The following is a 21,506-nucleotide window of genomic DNA, read 5'->3' as shown; positions in this document are numbered from 1 at the left end:
AACAAAGTTTCAATTTTTTGAATAATTAACAGGTTACTCACATGTTGTGGATATCTATTGTGAAAATGTTGTTAATAAACTGTATATAAGTCAAATAATCCACATTATCCACATTTTATAAACAAAGTTACCCACATTATCCACAGAATTGCGTTTTAAAAAGGATAAATAAAAAAAATTATAAACAACCTGTCCAAATCCCTCTTTTCTTTCTATATAGAAGGTGAGAGGAGGTGATAGAGATGGCACAGGCATTGATCATGGATACAAAGCTTAAAGTATTGTTTGAAAATGGACTGAACTCAAAAGGAGAAGTAATCATTAAAACAAAGACATTTAGTAATGTGCGTAAGGAGGCTACTGCGGATCAACTTTTTCAAGCGGGTCAAGCATTAGCAAGCCTTTGTTCCCTACCAGTAGTGAATATTGAACGAGCAGACAATTTTGAGTTAGTAAACGCGTAAGTGGAAATGGAGAAATGAATATTAGGAGGTGAGTAAATTGGCCAAAACATTAGAATTACAATTTATAACAGAAACAGGTGAAACAACCACTATTAGTTTGGAGTCCCCAAAGGAACCTGTGGATGCAGCTGCTGTGAAGGTGGCGATGGATCAAATAGTTGCTTCCAATGCATTTTATAGTGCGAAGGGACAGCTTGTTTCTCCTAAAGGCATTAGAGTCATTGAGAGAAATGTGACACCTTATGAACTAGCATAATAAAAGAGAGAGAGTCGGTTGAAATGGACCGACTCTCTTTTTCTATTGAAAGGTACTTGCGCTTTTCTTATTACATAACAATCTTACACCAAAGGACTTTGTCTTTAATCCGAACACCAGCTAATTTTCCGAACGGTATGTCTCGAACTACTTCGATGTCATTAAAGTTAATGGTGAGCTTGTTATCTTCGTACGTGACCCCGTCCGCATCCTTTAAGAGTTTCTTTTTCATAGATTCCTTTAAACTTGGCTTTAGGTCAACTACCTCAAACTGTATCCGTCTTCCTTTTGCCATGATAGGTTTCAATTCTAGTCGGAATGGAACAGGTACGAGCATTACCTTTGTATTTCCTGTTAAGACGAGATGTTCCCCTTCAAACGAACATTGTAAATTGGAGGTTCCTTCTAATGGCTGAAGATGTAGCAGACGGTTGACCAGCTCTTCTGACATACGAATAGGTGTACCCGTTGCAATTTTATCAAGCAGACTTTCCACCGTCCATGATTGATCTTTTAATTCCCCAAGCTTTCGCTGCATTGTTTCGAGAAACTCGTTCATGCGGTCTCCTCCAAGCTGTCATTTTTCTAGTTCGAATACATTCATTACATTATATGGACGGGAAAAATAAAAAATGAATAAAGTTACAAATTGTTAAATTTCAACAGTAAGTGCTTGATTTTTCCATTTTTATTATATATAGTACATTACATCAGTAATGTACTAACATACCATATGAATATAGGAGGTGAGGAACGTGATCTTAAACTCAAATAGTATGAAGCCTATCTATGTACAAATTGCTGAGTATCTAGAAGGGGAGATATTAAGCGACTCCATTCGATCTGACGAAAAGATTTACTCGCAATATCAACTGGCGGAAATGTTCAACATCAATCCTGCTACGGCTGCAAAAGGATTAAATTTATTAGCGGATGAAGTCATTTTGTACAAAAGGAGAGGGCTTGGCATGTTTGTAGCTGCAGATGCAAAGAAGATCATCCTCACAAAACGAACCAACACCAAACTGAAAGAGCTCATTGAAGAAACTGTTAGAGAAGCTCGACAATTAGGAGTAAGTAAGGAAGAGCTAATCAAGATGATTCAACAGGAGGGGGAGGAGTAATGAATATCGTTACATGCAAGAACCTGTCAAAAACCTATGGAAGGAACCAAGCTTTAAGAAGTGTTTCTTTTTCTCTCGAGGGTGAAAAAATCATAGGCTTGATTGGTCGAAACGGAGCAGGTAAATCCACTCTATTAAAACTGATGGCAGGCTTTCTTGAAAAAACATCTGGGGAGATAAACGTTTTTTCGGAAGAACCATTCCATAGCTTAAAAGTTTCGGCTAACAGCATTTTTATGAGTGATGAAGTAACATTTAATCCTGCTCTCACTGTAGGAGAAATTCTTAACGCAGCCGAAAGCTTCTATCCCAATTGGGATCAGGATTTAGCCAACCGGCTTTTAGACTATTTTTCTATATCGCCACATTCCTACCATGCTAGTCTGTCGAAAGGGATGAGAAGTACGTTCAACACGATTATGGGACTGTCAACCAGAGCCCCACTAACCTTATTTGATGAACCGACCACAGGAATGGATGCGGCGGTTCGTAAGGATTTTTACCGTGCTATTTTAAAAGATTATTTAGCCTTTCCACGGATGATCATCATATCCAGTCATCTGTTAAATGAGATGGAGGAACTTTTCGAGGAGATCCTGCTAATAAAAGAAGGAGCCGTTCATCTTCATGAAAGTGTGGAGAATTTGAAAGAATATGCGATTGGTATAACTGGAAGAACGTCCATAGTGGAAGAGTTATTGAAAAATGATGATGTCATTTTTCAACAAGCAGTTGGGATTGGTCAGAGCTATGCTGTCGTGAAACGTGGGGGAGATATAGAGCAGCAGGCAAAGTTGCTAGGACTTGAGCTGTCACCTGTTTCCGTTAGTGATTTATGCATGTATATAACTAGCAAGTCAAGGGGAGGGATTGATGATGTATTTGACAGAGAGTAATGTTCGAGACATTATTTTTAAACAGTATCGCTATAAGCTGCAGGCATATTTAGGGATTTTTACGTCTCTTATATTTATTCAAGTACTGGGGATGTTATTTTCATTTAGTGGAACGGGCTCAATGGGAGGTGGTTCTGACGCCTTTAGTTACGATGTAAGAACGTATAGTGGTAGTTTGATTGCCATCTTTACTTTAGTTTGGGCTTTCTCGCATGGAATCTCACTGACCACCAAGCAGCAGAGATATGATGACTTTAATTTTGTAACGACTCGACAGGTGAGCAATGTTGCGAATGGATTGTTTCTTGTGACTGCAAGTGGGACCGCTGCCATTACAGGGCTGTTAACAACTTGTGTTTTAAGATTACTTGTTACACAAGTTTTGAGAACACCTTCCGTTGCGGGAGTTCAACTTTCGGTGATAGATGTAGTTGAGGGATTAATAGGGTTTTTTCTATATATTCTATTGTTTGCGTGTGTTGGTTATTTTATTGGCATGCTTGCTCAAACGAATAAGATAGTCGCGTTTTTGCTGCCGGTGCTTCTTATTGGTGTTATTTCAATCCAAGTGTACTTAGGGGGAGAAGGGACATTATTAGTCGATATTGGTAGATTTTATGTTCTTGAGGCTTCGTTTCTTCTATTTACAATGAAGAGTGTGATCACCTCTGCATTATTTTTTCTAGGAGCCTGTATGTTAGGAAATCGTTTGGAGGTGGGGGTGTGATGTGGGCTATTATTCTACTAATCTTGGTAATTGCTGCAGTCGTGTCTCAACTGTCCGGTTCGAAAAAAAGGGCATGGATTGGAATGAAAACTACTCGAGTTATCCTTCTTGGTTACGTAGGTTTGCTGATTCTGCTTGCTGGCGCTTCGTTGCTTCTGCCAATGAATAACACTTCCATTAAAATGCTGTCTGAAGAAGAAGTGGAACAGAGTATGAAGCTTCAGGATCAAGTGATAAGTGAAGCGTATAGAGGTACCTTTGAAGAGGAGAACGGATTAGATGTTATCGAGAAGTGGACTTTGCCACTTACGAGTGATGAACTGGGTATTACTCCTATTAATGATTATTCCATTCAAGTGTTTATAGAGAAAAGTTCAGAGGTGGGGGAAGAAATTCAGATTACTCATTATGCGGGAAAAACGATTGTAGACGGAATGGATCTTACTGAAAAACGAGATAAGGTCCGAATAGAGATGCAAGGCAATGAACTTGAAATCAAAAATCCGTCGCATGTATCGGTGAAATTAGCTGAACTATCAACTGGTTTCCCATTTCAACAATTCTCTTCAGAAAAGGTGGAATGGTTTCAAAGTAACTCTTACGGCAACATTGGAATGGACGTATTGTATATAAAAGCTCCAATAGGTTTAAAAATAGAAGGTCAAGCACTTTACGTCAACTAAACTGTCCACCTCAGGCGTACAAATCCGCCAAAAGTGTCCACGAGCGGTGACAGACACCGCTCGTGGACAAAAAAGGGCATTTTGTCCACGGAAGGTGTCTGTCACCCTAATCTCACCTTAATCTGTTGACAGGGGTGGCTTTTGTGTGATATTTAAATAGTGATTAGCACTCTGACTGGTAGAGTGCTAAAGGGATTATAGAAATATTGATTGATGAGAGGGGATTTTTGAATGGAAAAAAAGCAATTCCAGGCAGAGTCAAAGAGATTGTTAGACATGATGATTCACTCCATTTACACACACAGAGAAATTTTTCTACGTGAATTGTTATCAAACGCAAGTGATGCGATTGATAAAATTTATTATCGTGCCTTAACAGACGAGAACATCACGTTTGACAAAGAAAATTATTTTATTAAAATTGCTGCTGACAAAGAAAGCAGAAAATTAACGATTACCGATACCGGAATTGGTATGACCAAAGAAGAACTTGAAAACAATCTTGGGGTCATCGCTAAAAGTGGATCACTTGCCTTTAAATCTGAAAACGAGCTAAAGGATGGTCACGACATCATTGGGCAGTTTGGTGTTGGGTTTTACTCTGCATTCATGGTGGCAGATGTGGTGACGGTGATCACCAAATCACTAGGAAGCGACACAGCTTATAAGTGGGAATCACAAGGTGCAGATGGTTATACGATTGAGCCGTATGAAAAAAGTGAAGTGGGAACGGAAATCATCCTTACCATTAAGCCAAATACAGAAGACGATAACTACGATGAATTTTTAGAAGAATATCGTCTCAAATCCATTGTTAAAAAGTACTCAGATTTCATTCGTTACCCAATTAAAATGGATACCACAAGCAGACGTTTAAAAGAAGGCAGTGAATCTGAATACGAAGATTATACAGAAGAGCAAACCATTAATAGCATGGTGCCAATCTGGAGAAAGAACAAAAACGAATTAACAACAGAGGACTACGAGAACTTTTACGCTGAAAAACATTACGGCTTTGATAAACCATTAAAGCATATTCACATTAGTGTGGATGGTGCGGTTCGTTATCAAGCAGTGTTATATATCCCAGAAAAAATTCCATTTGATTACTACACGCAGGAGTATGAAAAAGGGTTGGAGCTTTATTCAAACGGTGTTCTTATCATGAATAAATGCGCGGATCTATTACCGGACTACTTCAGCTTTGTTAAAGGGATGGTTGATTCAGAAGATTTATCTCTCAATATCTCAAGAGAAATGCTACAGCATGATCGTCAATTAAAACTCATTGCGAAAAATATTAAAAACAAAATCAAAGGCCAGCTACAAAGCTTGTTAAAAGATGACCGCGAAAAGTACGAAGCCTTTTTTCAATCCTTTGGTCGCCAACTAAAGTTTGGAGTTTATAGCGATTTTGGAAGCAATAAAGAGACGCTTCAGGATCTCATCATGTTCTATTCATCTAAGGAAAAGAAGCTGGTAACGTTAGATGAGTATGTGTCAAGAATGCCTGAGGATCAAAAGTATATTTACTATGCATCAGGTGAGTCAGTGGAGCGTATTGAAAAGCTTCCACAGACCGAACTGGTGGCGGATAAAGGCTATGAAATTCTCTATTTCACAGATGATATTGATGAATTTGCGATTCGTATGCTCATGAATTATAAGGAAAAAGAATTCAAGTCCGTCTCTAGTGGGGATTTAGGAATTGAAGAGCAAACAGATGAAAAAGAGTCAGCAGAACAAACGGAGAACCAAGAACTGTTTGAATACATGAAAACAGCCCTTGGAGAAAAGGTAAAGGCCGTACGTGTTTCCAAACGTCTAAAGTCACATCCTGTGTGCTTAACAACGGAAGGAGACGTGTCCATTGAGATGGAGAAAATTCTCCAAGCGATGCCAAATAACCAAAATGTCAAAGCAGACAAAGTGTTAGAAATCAACGTGAACCACGAAGTATTTGCTTCCCTAAAAGATGCATATGCTAATGACAAGGACAAGCTCACCTTGTTTACAGGGCTTCTCTACAATCAAGCATTGCTCATTGAGGGGTTACCAATTGAAGATCCCGTTGAATTTACAAACGATATTTGCAAAATTATGGTATAAGGCTATGAGGGCACTCAATATTTGGGTGCTCTTTTCTTTTTACCCTCAAAAAAAAGCATCCAATCACTAAATATATAGAAAAAGGTGGTGATATTGGATGATTTTTCAATTACCTATTCACTCTTCTGAAAAAGTGACAGATGTGTATATGAACAAATGTGATACCGACGGATATATTGTAGCAATTCCTGAAATCCACTGGTCTATCTTTTTGCCGGCAAATGGGTCGACGGATAGTCACTTCCAACATATTTTGCAATCATTAATGTTTCAATTATTTGAAGGAAATGCAGAAAGTTTAGCGAAGGACATTATAAAATTGTTAGAAAGGCAGTCCTTTAGAAAATAGAAATGCCTTTCTAAAATCTCCCATTCATTCCCCAATTTTGCACCTGATCCTTGTTATTGTATGAAAAGGTGTACTACTATGAAGGTATAAACTATCTTCACCTGGAGGTGACAGGTTCTGCTTCACCTAACAAAACATCATAATCCAGAGCAAAACCCTGAATTGATTCGGCGTTGGTCAAGATACTCCACCCCTTTGGATCAACTAATGGAAGAGACTGACGCTCTTTTTCGAAAAGTGGCAACCCAGCCTCTTCCTTCAGCCAAAGAAATGAAAACCACCGTAAATGAAAAGGGGGAGGCGATCCCCTCATGGCTACCAGATTTAGACATTGAATTACACAAACTTCAATGTGAAATAAAGAGTGAAAAAAATGTGGTCGATTTTGGAGCAATTGGGGATGGAGTAACCGACAATACAAACGCTTTTCGAAAAGCAATCGGACGTGGCAACTGTAAAATCATTATCCCTGAAGGTGTATATGTCACAAAAGGAATAAAACTTCCCTCCAACACGATCCTTAGGGGGGCAGGAAAGGGAGAAACAACACTTAAACTCCATGATGACGCTCTAAAATCAGCCATTCTTCTGACCAATAAACATCATATCAGTGGGAATCATCATATTTATGTGGAAGGAATGACCCTTGATTGGAATGTCGAGCGACTTCCAAGCGATGAAAAAACGGCGAGTGGAAATAATCGATCGAGTTGCTTAACATTTGCCCATGTAAAATATGGGTGGGTAAGAAAGGTGGAAGCGATTCATGCAGGGTTACATGCTTTTGACGTTTCTTCCACTCTTTACTATTACATAAAAGACGGATTCATTGGTCCAGGAAGAAGTGAGTATATCTGGCTGGATGAATGCAATGGATACGGCTTTGGAGATGACGGAATCACCACTCATCATAGTGATTATATTTTTATATCAAAATCACATATGTGTGATCCGAGTGGAAGAGCACATGAACACGGTTTTTCCAATTCCAATGGCATTGAAATAGATGATGGCTCCAGATATGTGTGGCTTGCGAACAATACCACAACTAGATGCTTTGGTGGAGTGGAAATCAAGGCTCATCACAATGCTTCAGCTGCTTCCCATGTCACCATTATTGGCCATCTGTCGGTTCATGATAATCGCGCCTTCAACTTTCGACATATCGGTCATCATAAAGGGGATGATCCAGAGTCAAAAACGGCCTATAACATAAAAGCCATGAATCTTGTTGCCATTGCTCCTATCTTTACTTCCTTGTATGAAACGTCAACTCCAAGAGCGATGGTAATTTCCGCATACCGTAATGTAGTGGTAAACCAGTTTACAGTGCTTGGAGACTCCACCTATGATTTTAAAGGACACCCTGTGATAGCTATTCAGTACCGAGCGAAACAGGTTCTTCTTCATAAAATCTATATAGACGGTTTTTATCATGCAGGTGGGATCAAAGGGGAATTTCACGAACTAGAGGAGAGAACATGAGAGAACAGGATTTTGATAAAAGTTTACAAATCGTCACAACGGGTGAACAACTCCAATTTTACAAGTCCTTGCAATTTCACCGGTATGAAGCTACCCCTTATTTGCATCTTCAACAACTAATTAGTGAGTATGAGTTCAAACCATCTGATCGGATCGTTGACTATGGTTGTGGAAAAGGAAGGTTGAATTTCTTTCTGTATCACCATACAGGAGCAACGGTAACGGGAGTAGAGATGAATGAGGAGTATTACCAGCTTGCCTTGGAAAATAGAGAACATTATCGGAAGAAGTATGGATCAGACCATGCTATTCACTTTTTCTTCGGTTTTGCAGAAAAATACCCAATTCACCAGAAGGATCAAATTTTTTACTTTTTCAACCCGTTCTCTATTCATATTTTTCGGAATATAATTCATCGTATCCTTCAATCGGTTGAGGAGAATTACCGAAATATAACGCTGATTTTGTACTATGCAAGTGAAGAGTATATCGACTTTTTAGAAAGCATGGGCATGTTTCAGTTAACATCTGAGGTCATTTGTTCAAAAGCAAATCCGTTTGAGAGATTTTCTATTTATGGCTTAGCTTTTTAAGGGGGAATGAATGTGGAGAAATTGCTTGAACAAGAAATCGTTACATATGTGGAAAATTTGCCTGGCTGGAAATGGGACGAGGGTAAATGGATTAGCAAAAGATACCGATTTCAAAACTATTTAACAGGTGTGTCCTTTGTGAGTGAGCTTGCTAATTATTCGGAACAGCGTAATCACCATCCGTTTATCTCAATTGATTATAAAGTAGTCACGATTAAACTTAGCTCGTGGAATGCGGGAGGTCTGACTTCGCTGGATATGGAAATGGCTAAGATCTTTGATGAGATATACGATCAATTTGTTGAATAAGAAAGGCGGGAGTGCTTATTGCGCTCTCGCCTTTTCTCTTCCAAATACGGTGTAGTATAGCAGTATCGCAATAAATACAGAAACAGCTGATGCTATGTAGATACTATGGTAATCTAGCCAGAAAGCGATTTGTCCGAAAAGAATCGCACCAATTCCTACCCCTAAATCGAAGAAGGAGAAAAAGGTGGCATTTGCCATTCCACGCCTGCTAATAGGGGAATTTTGTACACTCCACGCTTGAAGAGCTGGTTGTACGGTCCCAAAGCCTAACCCATAAATAATCGCTGCTAAATAGAGGATCGTGCTATTCGGAATCCAGGCAAGCAGAATCATGGCAGCCATAATCATAATCGAACCAGCCGGGAATACAAAGCGATGTCCTTTTTGATCATAGAGCTTTCCAGCAAAGGTTCTTGAGATGAGGAGAGCAATGGCATAAAGAAGAAAATACCATTCAATTCCTTCAATCCCTTTTTTCACTGTATATAAAGGGAGGAAGGAAGCGATTCCACCAAACGTAACAGTAATAAAAAGAAGCAATATCGAAGGGGGCAAGGCCGTCTTTTCATAAAGGTCGAGCTTTTTATACTTAGAAGTAGCTACTGGTTCGACGGGCTTAAATCGGATACGAGATGATAAGGCGATCGCCACTGCACCAAGTACTCCGCAAATCAAGAAGAGTTCAGTAAAGCTAAGATAGCCTACAAGCGCAAGTCCAAGGGTTGGACCCATGGCAAGGGCTAAGTTACCAGAAAGACCGTAATACCCCATTCCTTCCCCGCGACGTTTCGGTGGAATCAGGTCGGTCGCAATCGTACCAGAAGCAGTCGTGGAAAGTCCCCAACCTACTCCTTGAATAATTCGTAACATAAATAAGAAAACAAGACCTCCAGCAATTCCGAAAGCTCCCGTGGAAAAGACAAAAATCCCTAATCCAACAAGATAAATAAATCGGCGCCCTTTACTTTCTAAGGCATGCCCAGCGTAGGGCCGAATTAAAAGGGCGGAAAAAGTAAAGATTCCCACAACCACTCCAATCAGCTGGTCATTTCCACCAAGGCTCTCTACAAATAAAGGTATGGTGGGTAAAGTCATTTGAAAACCAAGGAAAACAAAAAAGTTTGATAGGCAAATGAGAATAAAATCACGCGTCCATATTTTCTCGGTGCCTTTTTCAGTAGGTGGAGCTTTTTCCGCAAGCGGTGTGCTCATTACCATCCACTCCCATTCGGGAATATCCCGTTTCTATAGTCTCTTCGTTAACCTAAATATATGTGAGATTTTACATAAAAATGGTCATAAATCTATTATAGACAATGACTTTTCGATTTACTATTTTTTTGAGTTTGAGAAGAAAATGAACGTTTAGTAATATTAATGGTATTAAAAAAGAAAAAAGGTGTTCATGATGGAAAGAATGATTGTACTAGGATCAGGAATATTAGGTGCTTCGGCTGCTTTTCACCTAGCGTTAAAAGGAGTAAAAGTGATTCTTGTTGACCGTGCGGAGGTGGGACAAGCAACAAATGCAGCTGCGGGAATTATTTGCCCGTGGATATCGCAAAGACGAAATAAGGCATGGTATGAGTTAGTAAAGCAAGGGGCGCGTTATTACCCGGAATTAGTTGAAAAATTGTCCTCTTATGGAGTAGGGAATACAGGATATCGAAAAGTGGGAGCGTTAAGCCTTCATTCAAATGAGGAAAAACTGAAACAAATGGCAGATAGGGCCATCAAACGGAGAGAGGATGCACCGGAAATCGGTGAAGTGAACATTCTATCCTATGAAGAAACAAGAGAGATGTGTCCTCTTGTTGCGGAAGGGTATGGAGCGGTGTATGTGTCCGGCGGAGCAAAGGTAGACGGAAGACTTATACGTGATGCATTAGTAAAGGCTGCTGTTCAGCTCGGTACAGAATACGTGAGTGGGAATGCTACACTCGTTTGTGAGGATCATGGAGTGAGCGGCGTGGTTGTTAATGGGGAGCGGCTAGAGGCTAATCGAGTGCTTGTCACGACAGGAGCTTGGGCACGAGAGGTGCTGGAGCCTCTTGGAGTGAATTTTCAAGTTTCGGGCCAAAAAGCGCAGATTGTCCATTTAGAGTTACCGGGTGTAGACACGTCACAGTGGCCCGTTGTCATGCCTCCGAATAATCAGTACTTATTAACGTTTGAAGCTGGTCGAGTGGTTGTCGGGTCGACGCATGAAGACAATAAAGAATTTGATACGAGAGTTACAGCGGGTGGGTTGAATGAAATTATCGGGAAAGCATTAGAGGTGTTTCCAGACTTAAAGGAAGCGACGGTAGTTGAAACAAGAGTAGGCTTTCGACCATTTACCCCTGACTTTCTACCCGTAATTGGGGCAGTTCCGGGCTTGGAAGGTGTTTTAGTCGCGAATGGTCTGGGAGCCTCTGGCCTGACGAGCGGCCCGTTTTTGGGTAGCGAGCTCGCGAAGCTCGCTCTTGGAGAGGAAACGGTGCTGGATGTGAGTCTCTATTCGGTGGAGGGTGCGATTGGGGATTGAGGTTTTGAGGATTGTAAATACGTTTGCAGGAACGGGAGTGAGCTCAGGTGATCGCAAATAATTTCCGCGTTTTTCCTCTACCTCTTTCTCAAAAAGATTGATTCAAATCACATCAAAACAAAACGGAACAAGATATGATGGATTCATAAAGAAGGAAAGGATCTGATCATAATGCAACGACAAAGCTTATCTACCTTTATCATATATAATGAAGAGAAATTTACGAAACGAGTGATTTTTAAAGAAGGGGAAAGTACGGTATTTGTATTAAACTTTTCGAAAAATCAAGCACTACCTGCTCATAAACATCCTGGAACAAATGTGTTTATTCAGGTGATAGAGGGAGAAGGAACCTTTCATGTGGATGGAGAAAGTTTGTCTGTTTCCAAACATGATGTGATTCATTTTACTGGGGAAGAGGAAATGTCCTTCGTGAATGGTGAGGGCAATACGAGCCTGTATGTGATGCTAAATAAGATTCCAGATGAAAGATATGTAAAAGAAATCTAACAAAAATGCTCACCTGACAAGGTGAGCATTCTTATTTATTTCTCCTCAGCTGTAGGGCGCTTTCCACCTAATTGCAGGCTAGCCTTTCCTTCTTCAAGAAGATGTTGAATGTCTTTGAATTTTACAAATCGCTTATTTACATCATCAAATAATTTAAAGTGTATGGACTCAAGGCTCGTACCTAGAGTAACGGTTGTTGCTTTTTGTAATGGCGGTGTAGATTCATGTGCTTTTTCCAGATTATAGTTAGGAACCTTAGGTGCTAGATGATGCACATGGTGAAAACCGATGTTTCCAGTTACCCATTGCAAGATCTTCGGAAGCTTGTAATAAGAACTTCCTTCAACAGCTGCCTTCACATAGTTCCACTCTTCTTCGTGTTCAAAGTAGCTGTCTTCATATTGATGTTGTACATAAAATAACCAAATTCCTAATGCTCCAGCAACAAATAGAATTGGCGCATGGACAAGAAGGAAGGCTTTCCAGCCAACTAACCAAATCATAAACGCATATAACACAACAATCGCAATATTGTTGAAATAAGTGTTGAGACGCTCTTTACGTTTAGCATCCTTTACATTGATTCGGTTGGTCACAAGGAACAAGAAGATCGGTCCTAGAACGAACATAACAAAAGGGTTACGGTACAGTCTGTATTGAAGGCGTTGAGCTGGTGTAGCAGCTAGATACTCTTCCACCGTCATTACCCAAATGTCACCAATGCCACGCTTATCTAAGTTCCCGCTTGTTGCGTGGTGAATATTGTGGCTTCTTTTCCACTGTTCATAAGGGAACATTGTAATAATTCCACTAATGTTACCAATAATGGCGTTTGCTTTACGATTTTTAAAGAACGATTGGTGGCAGCAATCATGGAAAATGATAAAGATTCGAATCACAAATCCAGCAGCAACAATTGCTAGTGGCAACGTTAGCCAATAAGAAACCGAGAGACTCGCGTATGCTAGGTACCATAAACCAAAGAATGGAATAAATGTGTTAATCATTTGTTTTACGCTTTTATTTATATCTGACTTTTCAAAAGGGACCACGCTTTTTCTTAATTCAGCTGTTTTTTGCTTGCTCATAAAAGCCTCCTACAAGGTTTTGAATTTATCTACTGTTATTGTAGTGTTTATGAGCAGGTCATGAAAAGGCATAAATGTATAGAGTAGGACATGACAAATGTCATGTTGCAAGAAAAATTTTAAAGGTAATTAATGGTAAACTCTTTAACAATTCGAAAAATGTAGACATCTTTACTTCATGAGCATATTTTTACATACGTTCCCTATTTCAAGATATACTAGTCTGTATACATTTGGATAGGAGGACATAAAATATGTGGCAGGATTTTAAGAAGTTTGCTTTAAAGGGGAATGTGATTGACCTGGCTGTCGGGGTGGTTATTGGTGGAGCCTTCAGCAAAATTGTTAGCTCACTTGTAGACAATATCCTTATGCCGATTGTAGGGCTCTTATTAGGCGGATTTGATTTTACGACGCTACAATATACATATGCTGATGCAACGATCAAATATGGTCAATTTGTACAAAATGTGGTTGATTTCTTTATTATTGCTTTTTCCATCTTCCTATTTATAAGATTATTACAGAAGTTTAGAAAGAAGCAAGAAGTAAAATCGGAAGTAAAGGCGCCTACAACGGAGGAAAAATTGCTTTCGGAAATTCGTGATATTTTAAAGGAACAGCAGCAACAAAAGGGTGTATAAAAAGAAGCGATTGCTATGAGGCAATCGTTTTTTTTTCGTTCGATTAGAGGTATGCTAATTTGTATACAAGTGCCTGTACATTAAGGTAAAATAAATTACCAACTAATCCTATAAATAAGGTGTGATATAGATGTTATCTGATGTTCGTACAATTCCCAAGCCACTTGTGCAGGTTAACCAATCGGTCATTGTATTATCTGTTATTCTTACTTGGGTGACAAATATGGAATGGATATTATTAATTCCTCTTCTTTCGGGTGTTTGTGGAGTTGTTTTTCGTATAAATCCGATCATGGAGGGAGCGAAGCGGTTTTTAAAAAAGGAACCATCAACGTATCTTCAGGAAGATTGGGAGCAGCAGCAGTTTAATCAAAAAATTGCCATTCTATGTTTAGGGGCAGGTTTTATGGGGTTTGCCTTCAATCTGCCAGTGGTAGGGTATCTATTTACGATCCTAGTCGCGATTGCTGCGACTGTTGCTCTATTAGGTTTTTGTATCGGTTGTTTTATTCATTATCAGTGGAAAATGTATCAGTATAGAAAATTCAAGAGTCAACAATAGGGATAAAGGGGTCAGCATGGGTGCTGACTTTTTTTTGCCTATTTCTAGATGTTTTTGGAGAATCTTGTCTAACGATTTATGGGCTATAAGTGAGCTTTGGTAACCGATGGTACTAAGTGATTATGATAAAATGTAAACAAGTTATTAAAGAAAAGAGGAGCAGAATAGAATGGGAGAAACTAAGAAGAGCCAAGAAATAATTAGCTGGGGTAAATCGGTGTTTATTGCTTTTGCTATCGTAGTCGTTGTTCGTACATTTGTCTTTGCTCCTTATATTGTGGATGGTGCCTCGATGGAACCGACACTTCACGATCAAGAAAAAATATTTGTTAACAAAGTCAATACACACAAAATTGAGCGTGAGGACATTGTGATTATTAAAGGAGAAGGCGAAAATTACGTAAAAAGAATTATTGGCTTGCCTGGAGATATGATTGAAATAAGGGATGATCAGTTACTAATTAATGGCGATGTTCACAGCGAAGAGTACTTAGACAGTAATCGTGAGCAAGCGCATGAACAAGGTAGTGTGTTAACGGGAGATTATGGGCCTACAATGGTTCCGGAAGGGCATTATTTTGTATTGGGTGACAATCGATTACGCAGTATGGACTCGAGGAATGGTCTCGGTTTTATTAAAAAGGAAAAGATAGTTGGAGTGAGTGAGTTTGTATTTTATCCATTTTCTGAAGTTCGATCGGTACAATAGTAATTAATCCCATTGACATAAAAACGTGCATGAATTATTCTAGTAAAGCATTTGAAATTTCATATGATCCTCATCAGCTTTCGATGAGGTAGAGGTTGCGAAAAATATTAGTAGGTTGGATAAGAGCAAGAGAAGCTCAATGATTCCAGTTGAAAGGAATTTTCGCCGAAGCACTATAATTTCTCTAACTATAGTAGCTGGGACTACATCGAATAGGTGTAGGACTGTCATAGCTGACTAGCTATGTTGAACTATCCATTGGCCTGATGCGGTTATTGTAAAACACACTGTACTCACGTTTTGGTGTGTTTTTTTATGTCTATTAGGCACCTCTATCTTTGAGATGGGGAATAATAATAGAAAGGAATATGATCATGGGAAAACAAACGAAGTTAGGTTTATGGATATTAACTGCATTAGTAGTTGGAAATATGGTAGGTTCGGGTATCTTTATGTTACCACGTTCACTGTCAGAAGCCGCAAGTCCGGCGGGGGTTATTCTCGCTTGGTTATTTACAGGAGCAGGGGTGCTTGTAACAGCGCTTGTGTTTGGGAATTTAGGAATGAGAAAGCCAAATTTAAATGGTGGACCACAAATTTATGCGAAAGAGCTTTTTAAGCCAAATTCTAAAGGCTCTGTTCTTTCTGGGTTCATGGCTACTTGGGGGTATTGGATTGGTAACTTAGCAGGGAATATTGCCATTATCACAACATTCGCTAGTTACTTATCAACGTTCTTTCCCCTTTTAACGAGTCAAGCTGAGTTATTTACAGTGGGTTCCTTTACGTTAAAGGTCGGAAATGCATTAACTTTTGCAGTTTGTTCGATTTTATTATGGGGAACACACTTTATCATTTTACGTGGGTTAGAAAATGCAGGGAAATTAAACTTTATTGCAACGGCGTCAAAAGTGGCAGGATTCTTTATCTTCATTATTGTTGCTTTGTTTGCATTTGAGGCTTCACATATGCTTCCTATGGTTGAGCCACGTGTCGATGAAAGTGGTGCTTCTGTTGGATTGATGGGTCAAATTAGCAATGCAGCGGTTGCTACCTTATGGGCGTTTATCGGTGTGGAGTCGGCGGTTGTTTTTGCGGGACGTGCGAAGAAGCAAATTGACGTTAAGCGTGCAACGATTCTAGGGTTGTTCATTGCGTTAGCTATTTATATTGGAGTAAGTACATTAGTTATGGGCTTATTAAGCCAAGAGGCATTAATTGCGTCAGACAAGCCATTAATTGATGCGATCGTCTCGGTACTTGGACCTGTTTCTGGAAAAGTGTTAGCAGGTATTGGATTAATCAGCTTATTTGGATCTACCATTGGTTGGGTGATGCTAAGTGCAGAGGTTCCGTACCAAGCAGCCAAGCAAGGTCTGTTTTTACCTTCCTTTTTAAAGGAAAACGAGAAGAATATTCCGGTTTTATCAATGATTATAACGAATTCCTTAGGACAGTTATTTATCTTCTCAACCATTTCAAATTCGATCTCTGCGGCGTTTGACTTTGTTATTTATATCGCAACTTTATCTTACCTGGTTCCTTACTTCATTGCTGCTGTATTCCAGTTAAAGCTAGTGATGACAGGTGAAACGTATGAAGGCCAAACAAGATCAAAAATAATTGACGGTGTCATTGCTTTACTAGCGACCTTGTATTCGGTATGGGTCATCTATGCGGGGACAGCAGACATCAAAACCTTCATGTTCGGAGTGGCTCTCCTTGCAAGTGGAATCTTCTTCTACAGCCCAGTTGCCAGAGCACACAACAAAAAAACACAAACCAAAAAAGCCGCCTAATTGCTTTGACATTGCTTTGACATTGCGGTGACAGACACCACAAAAAGACAAATGAGGCCAAAGTGTCCACGGAGGGTGTCTGTCACCGCTCGTGGACAAAAAGGGGTAAAGTGTCCTTCTGGGAAGGACACTTTACCCCTTTTTGTTATTTATTTTGGTATGCTTATTTAACGTGCGACTTTGTTTAGAAATTGCTGTGTTCTAGGATTGGTGGAGAGGGTGAAGATTTCTTCTGGTGTTCCTTTTTCAGCAATGATTCCTTGATCCATGAAAATGACTTGGTCTGCTACATCTCTAGCGAACTCCATTTCATGGGTCACAACAACCATCGTCATGCCTTCTTCAGCAAGATCCTTCATGACTTTTAATACTTCACCAACAAGCTCCGGATCAAGCGCCGAGGTGGGTTCGTCAAATAATAAGACCTTCGGATCCATCGCCATCGCTCTGGCAATCCCCACGCGTTGCTGCTGCCCACCTGATAGTTGATGAGGGTACATATCCGCACGGTCGCTCAGTCCTACCTTGGCAAGTAAATCGAGCGAACGCTTTTTGGCCTCCGCTTTTGAGCGTTTTAAAACCACGACTTGGCCTTCCATAATATTCTCAACAACCGTTAAGTGTGGAAACAGGTTATACGATTGAAAAACCATGCCTGTTTGTTGACGAAAGGAGGTCATTTGATTCGGTTTTAGCTTTGTTCCTGATTGAAACTGAAGTTCTTTTTCCCCGATCGTAATCGACCCTTGATTTGGAATCTCTAATAAATTTAGACAGCGTAAAAGGGTCGTTTTCCCTGAACCAGATGGGCCAATAACAACAGCTGTTTTTCCCTTTTCCACCTCTAAATTAATTCCTTTTAAAACATCAATGTCTCCAAAGCTTTTATATAAATTTTCTAGTTTAATCATAGCCAATACTCTCCCTTCCTACTTTGCTACGCTGCGGTCAAAGCGACGTTCAAGCATGGATTGAGCATAGGACAGCACCGTACTAAACATTAAATAAATAAATGCCACTTCAATATAAAGCCAAAGAGGTTCGTACGTAGCTGCAGCCACCTGTTGCCCTTTTTGAAACATCTCTGTAACGGTGATCGTTGCAGCAAGGGAAGTGTCTTTAACCAGGCTGATAAAAGAGTTTCCAAGTGGTGGAACAGATACTCTGATCGCTTGTGGGAGAATGATTCGTCTCATGGCTTGAGCCCGAGTCATGCCAATCGAATAGGCTGCTTCCCATTGCCCTTTAGGAGTGGAAAGAATCGCGGCACGAATAATTTCCGAGCTATACGCTCCTTTATTTAAGGTAAAACCAAGTACGGCTGCTGGAAAAGGATCAAGCGTAATTCCCACACTAGGAAGACCGTAAAATAGGATAAATAACTGAACAAGTAACGGTGTACCTCGAAAGATCCACACATAAAATTTTGCAATTGCAACGAGTGGCTTAATACCTGATATGCGAGCAATTGCTGTGAAAAACGCTAAGATAAGACCAAGTGTAAATGTGATTAATGTTAATGGAACCGTAAAATATAAACCAGCTTTTAAAATAGGAAAAAAGGAATCGCTAAGGATTCCTATAATTCGTTCCGCTCTTTCATCTAAGACCATTTCATTTCAGTCCTTTACTTCAATACGTCTTCGCCAAACCATTTAGTTGAGATTTCAAGGTATGTTCCGTCTTCAATCATGTCAGCTAATGCACCGTTAACCGCATCAACTAGCTCTTTGTTATCTTTACGGAATAAGAAGGCATTGCTTGTTACATCCGCTTCTTCGTCCACCTTTTTAATCGCAAGGTCAGGACGTTGCTTTTTTAAATCCAGGTAAGAAAGATTGTCGTTGATCGTTGCATCGATACGACCTGAAGTAATTAAATCAATGGCTTGATTAAATCCATCCACCACTGTGTTTGTTGCCCCATGTGCTTCTGCAATCTTACGGTAGTTACTGTCTAAAGATTGTCCTACTTTTTTTCCATTCAAATCTTCAAACGTTTTAATGTCTTCATTTGCTTCACCAACAACAAGTACTGCTTTTGAAGAAATATAAGGTTCAGACATATCATATTTTTCAAGGCGATCTTCGCGAATTGCTACTTGGTTCGCCACCATGTCATAACGCTTAGCATCTAGTCCAGCGATCATTCCATCCCATTTAGTTTCAACGAAAACAGGCTTAATATCAAGGCGCTTGAATACTTCTTCAGCAATCTCAATGTCAAACCCTGTTAGTTTGCCTGACTCATCATGGAAAGTAAACGGTGCATAAGTACCTTCTGTCCCGATGGTAATTTCACCTTTTTCTTTAATCTCTTCGTATAAGTTTGCTGCTGTTTCTTCATTTTCCTTTGCTCCACAAGCAGTTAAAGCTAGAGAAAGAAGAAGAGTGAACAGCACGAATAATAATTTCTTCATGTAAAAACCCCCACTAAGTTTATCGGATTAATTATTTAAAAACTATATTAGGTTAATATTTTCTTTCATATATGTCAAACATTTATTCTTATCTTTCACAGAAATGTAACTTATATGTAGGGAAAAAAAGAACAGGCGGTTAAGCCTGTTCCATTAAATCATGTCTACGTGAGTGATTTTCCAGTGTTCATGTTTAATCAGCTGCTCTAGTTTATCTGTATCTTTGTGCCTAAAATGTTGAACGATGTTTGCATGTTGCTCGTTCATTTGTGTGAGTACAGAAAATAGCTTATCTTCGTCTTTACTTAAGTAAATTTGTCTAACAAAACTGTTCTGTAACGATTGCAGCAGATCAATTAATGTTTCATTATTGCACTTTTCAATATAAACCTGATGAAATTCGTATTGAAATTTTTGATAATCAGAATAATTGCGCTGAGAAATCGCTTGGTCAATTTTTTCCACCAGCTCTTCCATCTTATGTAGGTCTTCATCCGTAAGAAGCTGTATAGATAAAGAGGCTGCTAGAGCGTCAAGAACAGCAACGATCTGGAACACATCAAGCTTATTTTTTATCGAGAGTTCTTTTACGATAAATCCTTTCCGAGGGAAAAATTCAAGTAAGTTTTCGGACGCAAGCTGTATTAAAGCTTCTCTTACAGGAGTTCGACTCACTTCCAATTTTTCTGCTAAAGCCACTTCATTTATTTTCTGATTAGGAAGCAAGTTTCCATTCTGAATTTCTGTAGCAATGTAATCATACACATGATCTTTTAACGATCGGTATCTTTTAAGAATCATCGGTTCCTCCTTACTGAAGGCTTGGTTATCTATAGCCTATTATACCTTAAGTAATAGAAGAGAAGAGTTCCCAGCCTATCTTAAAAAATTTTTCTTCATATTTGTTACAATATTCTGTATATTATACAATATACAATATACAATCAAGATGCAAAGTTTAACGATAAAAATGATTGAGGTGATTAGCTATGGTGAAACACAACTTTACGAATATAAAGGACGGAACAAAAGCGGTATGGGCAGGAGAAGAGGCATCTCTTGCTTTTAATGCCACCCAAGTGCCTGTCGTCTTAAGTGTTGCCTACAATTATGATGATATGGATGAATGGCAGGAGGTAGCAATGGGGTTAAAACCTGGCCATACTTATAACCGTATGACAAATCCAACCGTCGAAGCTTTCGAGGAAAAACTACGGATTCTAGAAGGGGCAGAAGCAGCAGTCGGCTTTTCTTCGGGGATGGCGGCCATTAGCAGTACGCTATATACGTTTTTACGGCCAGGAGATCGAGTCGTGTCAATTAAAGATACCTATGGAGGAACCAATAAAATTTTCACCGAGTTTCTACCCCATATTGATGTTGATGTGACGTTATGTACGACCGGAAATCATGAAGAGATTGAGGCGGAGGTGGCTAAAGGATGCAAGGTATTGTATCTAGAATCACCAACCAACCCGACACTAAAGATTACTGATATTGAACGAATGGTGAAGGCGGGAAAAGCGGTTGGAGCCTTGGTGATCATTGATAATACCTTTGCTACTCCAATTAATCAAAACCCTTTATTATTCGGGGTAGATATCGTAATCCATAGTGCCACTAAGTTTTTAAGTGGTCATGCAGATGCGATGGGAGGAGTGGTATGCGGTCCAAAAAATCTGATGGAAAAAGTGTATCATTATCGAGAGATTAACGGCGCCACGATGGATCCTTGGTCAGCCTATCTTATATTAAGAGGGATGAAAACATTAAAACTTCGTGTCAGACAGCAAGAAAAAAGTGCGATGGAAATAGCGTGCTATTTGAAAAATCAGAAGCATGTAGAGGAAGTGTTTTATCCCGGATTAGAAACACATCGTAATCATGATATTGCAAAAAAACAAATGAAGGGCTTCGGGGGAATCGTTAGTTTTGTATTAAAAGAGGAGATGGAGGCTATCAGAATTCTATTGCCAAAGTTACAGTATGCCAATAGAGCGGGCAATCTCGGGGCCGTGGAGACGATCTATGGACCAGCAAGAACCACGAGTCATGTGGAGTGTACCCTTGAAGAAAGGAAGGAACTTGGGATACCTGAAGGGCTCGTTCGTATATCGGTCGGAATCGAGGATACTGAAGATTTAATCGCTGATCTGGAACAAGCTTTCGCCCATCTAGAATCACAATTATCTTTAGAGTAATAGGTGAAAAAGGAGTAATTCGCTATAATAGCTTCATATAGATAGTGGGAGT

The 21,506-nt window shown here is 39.6% G+C and carries 25 protein-coding genes and 1 riboswitch; of the genes, 18 read left to right on the top strand and 7 right to left on the bottom strand.

The features are described 5' to 3' along the window. Positions 1–242: 242 nt before the first annotated feature. Both M3175_RS19625 and M3175_RS19620 read left to right on the top strand, forming a co-directional pair. Entirely contained in the window at positions 243–464 is a 222-nt protein-coding gene (locus M3175_RS19625; protein WP_251522694.1) for a DUF1659 domain-containing protein, read from the top strand. A 37-nt stretch (positions 465–501) separates the two neighbouring features. After that, positions 502–720, top strand: a complete 219-nt coding sequence (locus M3175_RS19620) for a DUF2922 domain-containing protein (protein ID WP_251522692.1) — start codon at positions 502–504, stop codon at positions 718–720. 70 nt (positions 721–790) lie between these two features. Here M3175_RS19620 and M3175_RS19615 read toward each other — a convergent pair whose 3' ends face one another. After that, the gene (locus M3175_RS19615) at positions 791–1,279 is read right to left on the bottom strand and encodes a hypothetical protein (protein ID WP_119706639.1); all 489 of its coding nucleotides are present in this window, start codon (positions 1,277–1,279) and stop codon (positions 791–793) included. Between the two features lie 196 nt (positions 1,280–1,475). On the opposite strand from M3175_RS19615, the gene M3175_RS19610 reads away from it, so the two are divergent. The 9 genes from M3175_RS19610 to M3175_RS19570 all read left to right on the top strand — a co-directional run bounded on the left by M3175_RS19610 (position 1,476) and on the right by M3175_RS19570 (position 8,995). After that, complete coding sequence (locus M3175_RS19610; protein WP_251522691.1) at positions 1,476–1,844, top strand: GntR family transcriptional regulator; 369 nt, start codon at positions 1,476–1,478, stop codon at positions 1,842–1,844. Continuing rightward, entirely contained in the window at positions 1,844–2,740 is an 897-nt protein-coding gene (locus M3175_RS19605) for an ABC transporter ATP-binding protein (protein ID WP_251522689.1), read from the top strand. Before M3175_RS19610 ends, M3175_RS19605 begins: the two co-directional genes overlap by 1 nt. After that, positions 2,718–3,467 (top strand): hypothetical protein, encoded by a 750-nt coding sequence (locus tag M3175_RS19600; protein WP_251522686.1) that lies wholly within the window; start codon positions 2,718–2,720, stop codon positions 3,465–3,467. Before M3175_RS19605 ends, M3175_RS19600 begins: the two co-directional genes overlap by 23 nt. Then, the gene (locus M3175_RS19595; protein WP_251522684.1) at positions 3,464–4,150 is read left to right on the top strand and encodes a hypothetical protein; all 687 of its coding nucleotides are present in this window, start codon (positions 3,464–3,466) and stop codon (positions 4,148–4,150) included. Before M3175_RS19600 ends, M3175_RS19595 begins: the two co-directional genes overlap by 4 nt. Before the next feature lie 231 nt (positions 4,151–4,381). Next, positions 4,382–6,259, top strand: a complete 1,878-nt coding sequence (htpG, locus tag M3175_RS19590; protein WP_251522682.1) for a molecular chaperone HtpG — start codon at positions 4,382–4,384, stop codon at positions 6,257–6,259. Between the two features lie 97 nt (positions 6,260–6,356). Next, positions 6,357–6,608: a YueH family protein gene (locus M3175_RS19585; protein ID WP_251522680.1), complete on the top strand. Its 252-nt coding sequence runs from the start codon at positions 6,357–6,359 to the stop codon at positions 6,606–6,608. A 207-nt stretch (positions 6,609–6,815) separates the two neighbouring features. Then, positions 6,816–8,093, top strand: coding sequence for a glycosyl hydrolase family 28-related protein (locus M3175_RS19580; protein ID WP_251522678.1), 1,278 nt, complete (start codon positions 6,816–6,818; stop codon positions 8,091–8,093). Continuing rightward, entirely contained in the window at positions 8,090–8,686 is a 597-nt protein-coding gene (locus M3175_RS19575; RefSeq protein WP_251522676.1) for a class I SAM-dependent methyltransferase, read from the top strand. The genes M3175_RS19580 and M3175_RS19575 overlap by 4 nt, the downstream gene beginning before the upstream one ends. A 6-nt stretch (positions 8,687–8,692) precedes the next feature. Then, on the top strand, positions 8,693–8,995 hold the full coding sequence (locus tag M3175_RS19570) for a 4a-hydroxytetrahydrobiopterin dehydratase (protein ID WP_251522675.1): 303 nt from the start codon (positions 8,693–8,695) through the stop codon (positions 8,993–8,995). Positions 8,996–9,010: 15 nt separating this feature from the next. On the opposite strand, the gene M3175_RS19565 is transcribed toward M3175_RS19570, so the two are convergent. After that, positions 9,011–10,207, bottom strand: coding sequence for an MFS transporter (locus M3175_RS19565; RefSeq protein ID WP_251522673.1), 1,197 nt, complete (start codon positions 10,205–10,207; stop codon positions 9,011–9,013). A gap of 196 nt (positions 10,208–10,403) precedes the next feature. On the opposite strand from M3175_RS19565, the gene M3175_RS19560 reads away from it, so the two are divergent. Further along, complete coding sequence (locus M3175_RS19560) at positions 10,404–11,522, top strand: NAD(P)/FAD-dependent oxidoreductase (RefSeq protein ID WP_251522671.1); 1,119 nt, start codon at positions 10,404–10,406, stop codon at positions 11,520–11,522. Between the two features lie 171 nt (positions 11,523–11,693). Beyond that, a complete protein-coding gene (locus tag M3175_RS19555) occupies positions 11,694–12,032 on the top strand; it encodes a cupin domain-containing protein (protein WP_251522670.1) in 339 nt (112 codons plus the stop codon). A gap of 35 nt (positions 12,033–12,067) precedes the next feature. On the opposite strand, the gene desA is transcribed toward M3175_RS19555, so the two are convergent. After that, positions 12,068–13,120, bottom strand: coding sequence for a Delta(5) desaturase DesA (gene desA, locus M3175_RS19550; RefSeq protein WP_251522669.1), 1,053 nt, complete (start codon positions 13,118–13,120; stop codon positions 12,068–12,070). A gap of 254 nt (positions 13,121–13,374) precedes the next feature. Between desA and mscL the strand changes: the two genes are divergently transcribed. The 4 genes from mscL (at position 13,375) to M3175_RS19530 (ending at position 16,834) form a co-directional block, all read left to right on the top strand. Further along, entirely contained in the window at positions 13,375–13,764 is a 390-nt protein-coding gene (mscL, locus tag M3175_RS19545) for a large conductance mechanosensitive channel protein MscL (RefSeq protein ID WP_251522668.1), read from the top strand. Positions 13,765–13,894: 130 nt separating this feature from the next. After that, the gene (locus M3175_RS19540) at positions 13,895–14,326 is read left to right on the top strand and encodes a DUF4395 domain-containing protein (protein ID WP_251522667.1); all 432 of its coding nucleotides are present in this window, start codon (positions 13,895–13,897) and stop codon (positions 14,324–14,326) included. A gap of 169 nt (positions 14,327–14,495) precedes the next feature. Then, positions 14,496–15,035, top strand: a complete 540-nt coding sequence (gene lepB / locus M3175_RS19535; protein WP_251522666.1) for a signal peptidase I — start codon at positions 14,496–14,498, stop codon at positions 15,033–15,035. Positions 15,036–15,116: 81 nt separating this feature from the next. After that, a riboswitch (Lysine riboswitch) is annotated at positions 15,117–15,297 on the top strand. Between the two features lie 112 nt (positions 15,298–15,409). Beyond that, positions 15,410–16,834: an amino acid permease gene (locus M3175_RS19530; protein WP_251522665.1), complete on the top strand. Its 1,425-nt coding sequence runs from the start codon at positions 15,410–15,412 to the stop codon at positions 16,832–16,834. Positions 16,835–17,001: 167 nt separating this feature from the next. Here the strand turns inward: M3175_RS19530 and M3175_RS19525 are convergent, their stop codons facing one another. The 4 genes from M3175_RS19525 to M3175_RS19510 form a co-directional block, all read right to left on the bottom strand. Further along, positions 17,002–17,745 carry an amino acid ABC transporter ATP-binding protein gene (locus tag M3175_RS19525; protein ID WP_251522664.1) on the bottom strand — a complete coding sequence of 248 codons (744 nt, stop codon included), beginning with the start codon at positions 17,743–17,745 and terminating at the stop codon, positions 17,002–17,004. A gap of 18 nt (positions 17,746–17,763) precedes the next feature. Next, positions 17,764–18,447, bottom strand: coding sequence for an amino acid ABC transporter permease (locus tag M3175_RS19520; protein WP_119706659.1), 684 nt, complete (start codon positions 18,445–18,447; stop codon positions 17,764–17,766). 14 nt (positions 18,448–18,461) lie between these two features. Next, entirely contained in the window at positions 18,462–19,253 is a 792-nt protein-coding gene (locus M3175_RS19515) for an amino acid ABC transporter substrate-binding protein (RefSeq protein ID WP_251522663.1), read from the bottom strand. Between the two features lie 153 nt (positions 19,254–19,406). Next, complete coding sequence (locus tag M3175_RS19510; protein WP_251522662.1) at positions 19,407–20,054, bottom strand: GntR family transcriptional regulator; 648 nt, start codon at positions 20,052–20,054, stop codon at positions 19,407–19,409. A 188-nt stretch (positions 20,055–20,242) separates the two neighbouring features. Between M3175_RS19510 and M3175_RS19505 the strand changes: the two genes are divergently transcribed. Further along, positions 20,243–21,454 (top strand): cystathionine gamma-synthase family protein, encoded by a 1,212-nt coding sequence (locus M3175_RS19505; protein WP_251522661.1) that lies wholly within the window; start codon positions 20,243–20,245, stop codon positions 21,452–21,454. The last annotated feature ends 52 nt before the right edge of the window (positions 21,455–21,506 follow it).

Source organism: Robertmurraya korlensis (genome assembly GCF_023715225.1).
Taxonomy (GTDB): Bacteria; Bacillota; Bacilli; order Bacillales; family Cytobacillaceae; genus Robertmurraya_A.
The sequence above is the reverse complement of the archived record's forward strand: the minus strand, read 5'-3'. Positions and strand labels throughout refer to the sequence as shown.

Excerpts from the sequence above, each read along its gene's own strand:
- M3175_RS19625 (WP_251522694.1), top strand. The coding sequence starts at position 243 with ATGGCACAGGCATTGATCATGGATACAAAGCTTAAAGTATTGTTTGAA.
- M3175_RS19615 (WP_119706639.1), bottom strand. The coding sequence starts at position 1,279 with ATGAACGAGTTTCTCGAAACAATGCAGCGAAAGCTTGGGGAATTAAAA.
- M3175_RS19605 (WP_251522689.1), top strand. The coding sequence starts at position 1,844 with ATGAATATCGTTACATGCAAGAACCTGTCAAAAACCTATGGAAGGAAC.
- M3175_RS19600 (WP_251522686.1), top strand. The coding sequence starts at position 2,718 with ATGATGTATTTGACAGAGAGTAATGTTCGAGACATTATTTTTAAACAG.
- htpG (WP_251522682.1), top strand. The coding sequence starts at position 4,382 with ATGGAAAAAAAGCAATTCCAGGCAGAGTCAAAGAGATTGTTAGACATG.
- M3175_RS19585 (WP_251522680.1), top strand. The coding sequence starts at position 6,357 with ATGATTTTTCAATTACCTATTCACTCTTCTGAAAAAGTGACAGATGTG.
- M3175_RS19580 (WP_251522678.1), top strand. The coding sequence starts at position 6,816 with ATGGAAGAGACTGACGCTCTTTTTCGAAAAGTGGCAACCCAGCCTCTT.
- M3175_RS19575 (WP_251522676.1), top strand. The coding sequence starts at position 8,090 with ATGAGAGAACAGGATTTTGATAAAAGTTTACAAATCGTCACAACGGGT.
- M3175_RS19570 (WP_251522675.1), top strand. The coding sequence starts at position 8,693 with ATGAATGTGGAGAAATTGCTTGAACAAGAAATCGTTACATATGTGGAA.
- M3175_RS19565 (WP_251522673.1), bottom strand. The coding sequence starts at position 10,207 with ATGAGCACACCGCTTGCGGAAAAAGCTCCACCTACTGAAAAAGGCACC.
- M3175_RS19560 (WP_251522671.1), top strand. The coding sequence starts at position 10,404 with ATGGAAAGAATGATTGTACTAGGATCAGGAATATTAGGTGCTTCGGCT.
- M3175_RS19555 (WP_251522670.1), top strand. The coding sequence starts at position 11,694 with ATGCAACGACAAAGCTTATCTACCTTTATCATATATAATGAAGAGAAA.
- desA (WP_251522669.1), bottom strand. The coding sequence starts at position 13,120 with ATGAGCAAGCAAAAAACAGCTGAATTAAGAAAAAGCGTGGTCCCTTTT.
- mscL (WP_251522668.1), top strand. The coding sequence starts at position 13,375 with ATGTGGCAGGATTTTAAGAAGTTTGCTTTAAAGGGGAATGTGATTGAC.
- M3175_RS19540 (WP_251522667.1), top strand. The coding sequence starts at position 13,895 with ATGTTATCTGATGTTCGTACAATTCCCAAGCCACTTGTGCAGGTTAAC.
- lepB (WP_251522666.1), top strand. The coding sequence starts at position 14,496 with ATGGGAGAAACTAAGAAGAGCCAAGAAATAATTAGCTGGGGTAAATCG.
- M3175_RS19530 (WP_251522665.1), top strand. The coding sequence starts at position 15,410 with ATGGGAAAACAAACGAAGTTAGGTTTATGGATATTAACTGCATTAGTA.
- M3175_RS19525 (WP_251522664.1), bottom strand. The coding sequence starts at position 17,745 with ATGATTAAACTAGAAAATTTATATAAAAGCTTTGGAGACATTGATGTT.
- M3175_RS19520 (WP_119706659.1), bottom strand. The coding sequence starts at position 18,447 with ATGGTCTTAGATGAAAGAGCGGAACGAATTATAGGAATCCTTAGCGAT.
- M3175_RS19515 (WP_251522663.1), bottom strand. The coding sequence starts at position 19,253 with ATGAAGAAATTATTATTCGTGCTGTTCACTCTTCTTCTTTCTCTAGCT.
- M3175_RS19510 (WP_251522662.1), bottom strand. The coding sequence starts at position 20,054 with ATGATTCTTAAAAGATACCGATCGTTAAAAGATCATGTGTATGATTAC.
- M3175_RS19505 (WP_251522661.1), top strand. The coding sequence starts at position 20,243 with ATGGTGAAACACAACTTTACGAATATAAAGGACGGAACAAAAGCGGTA.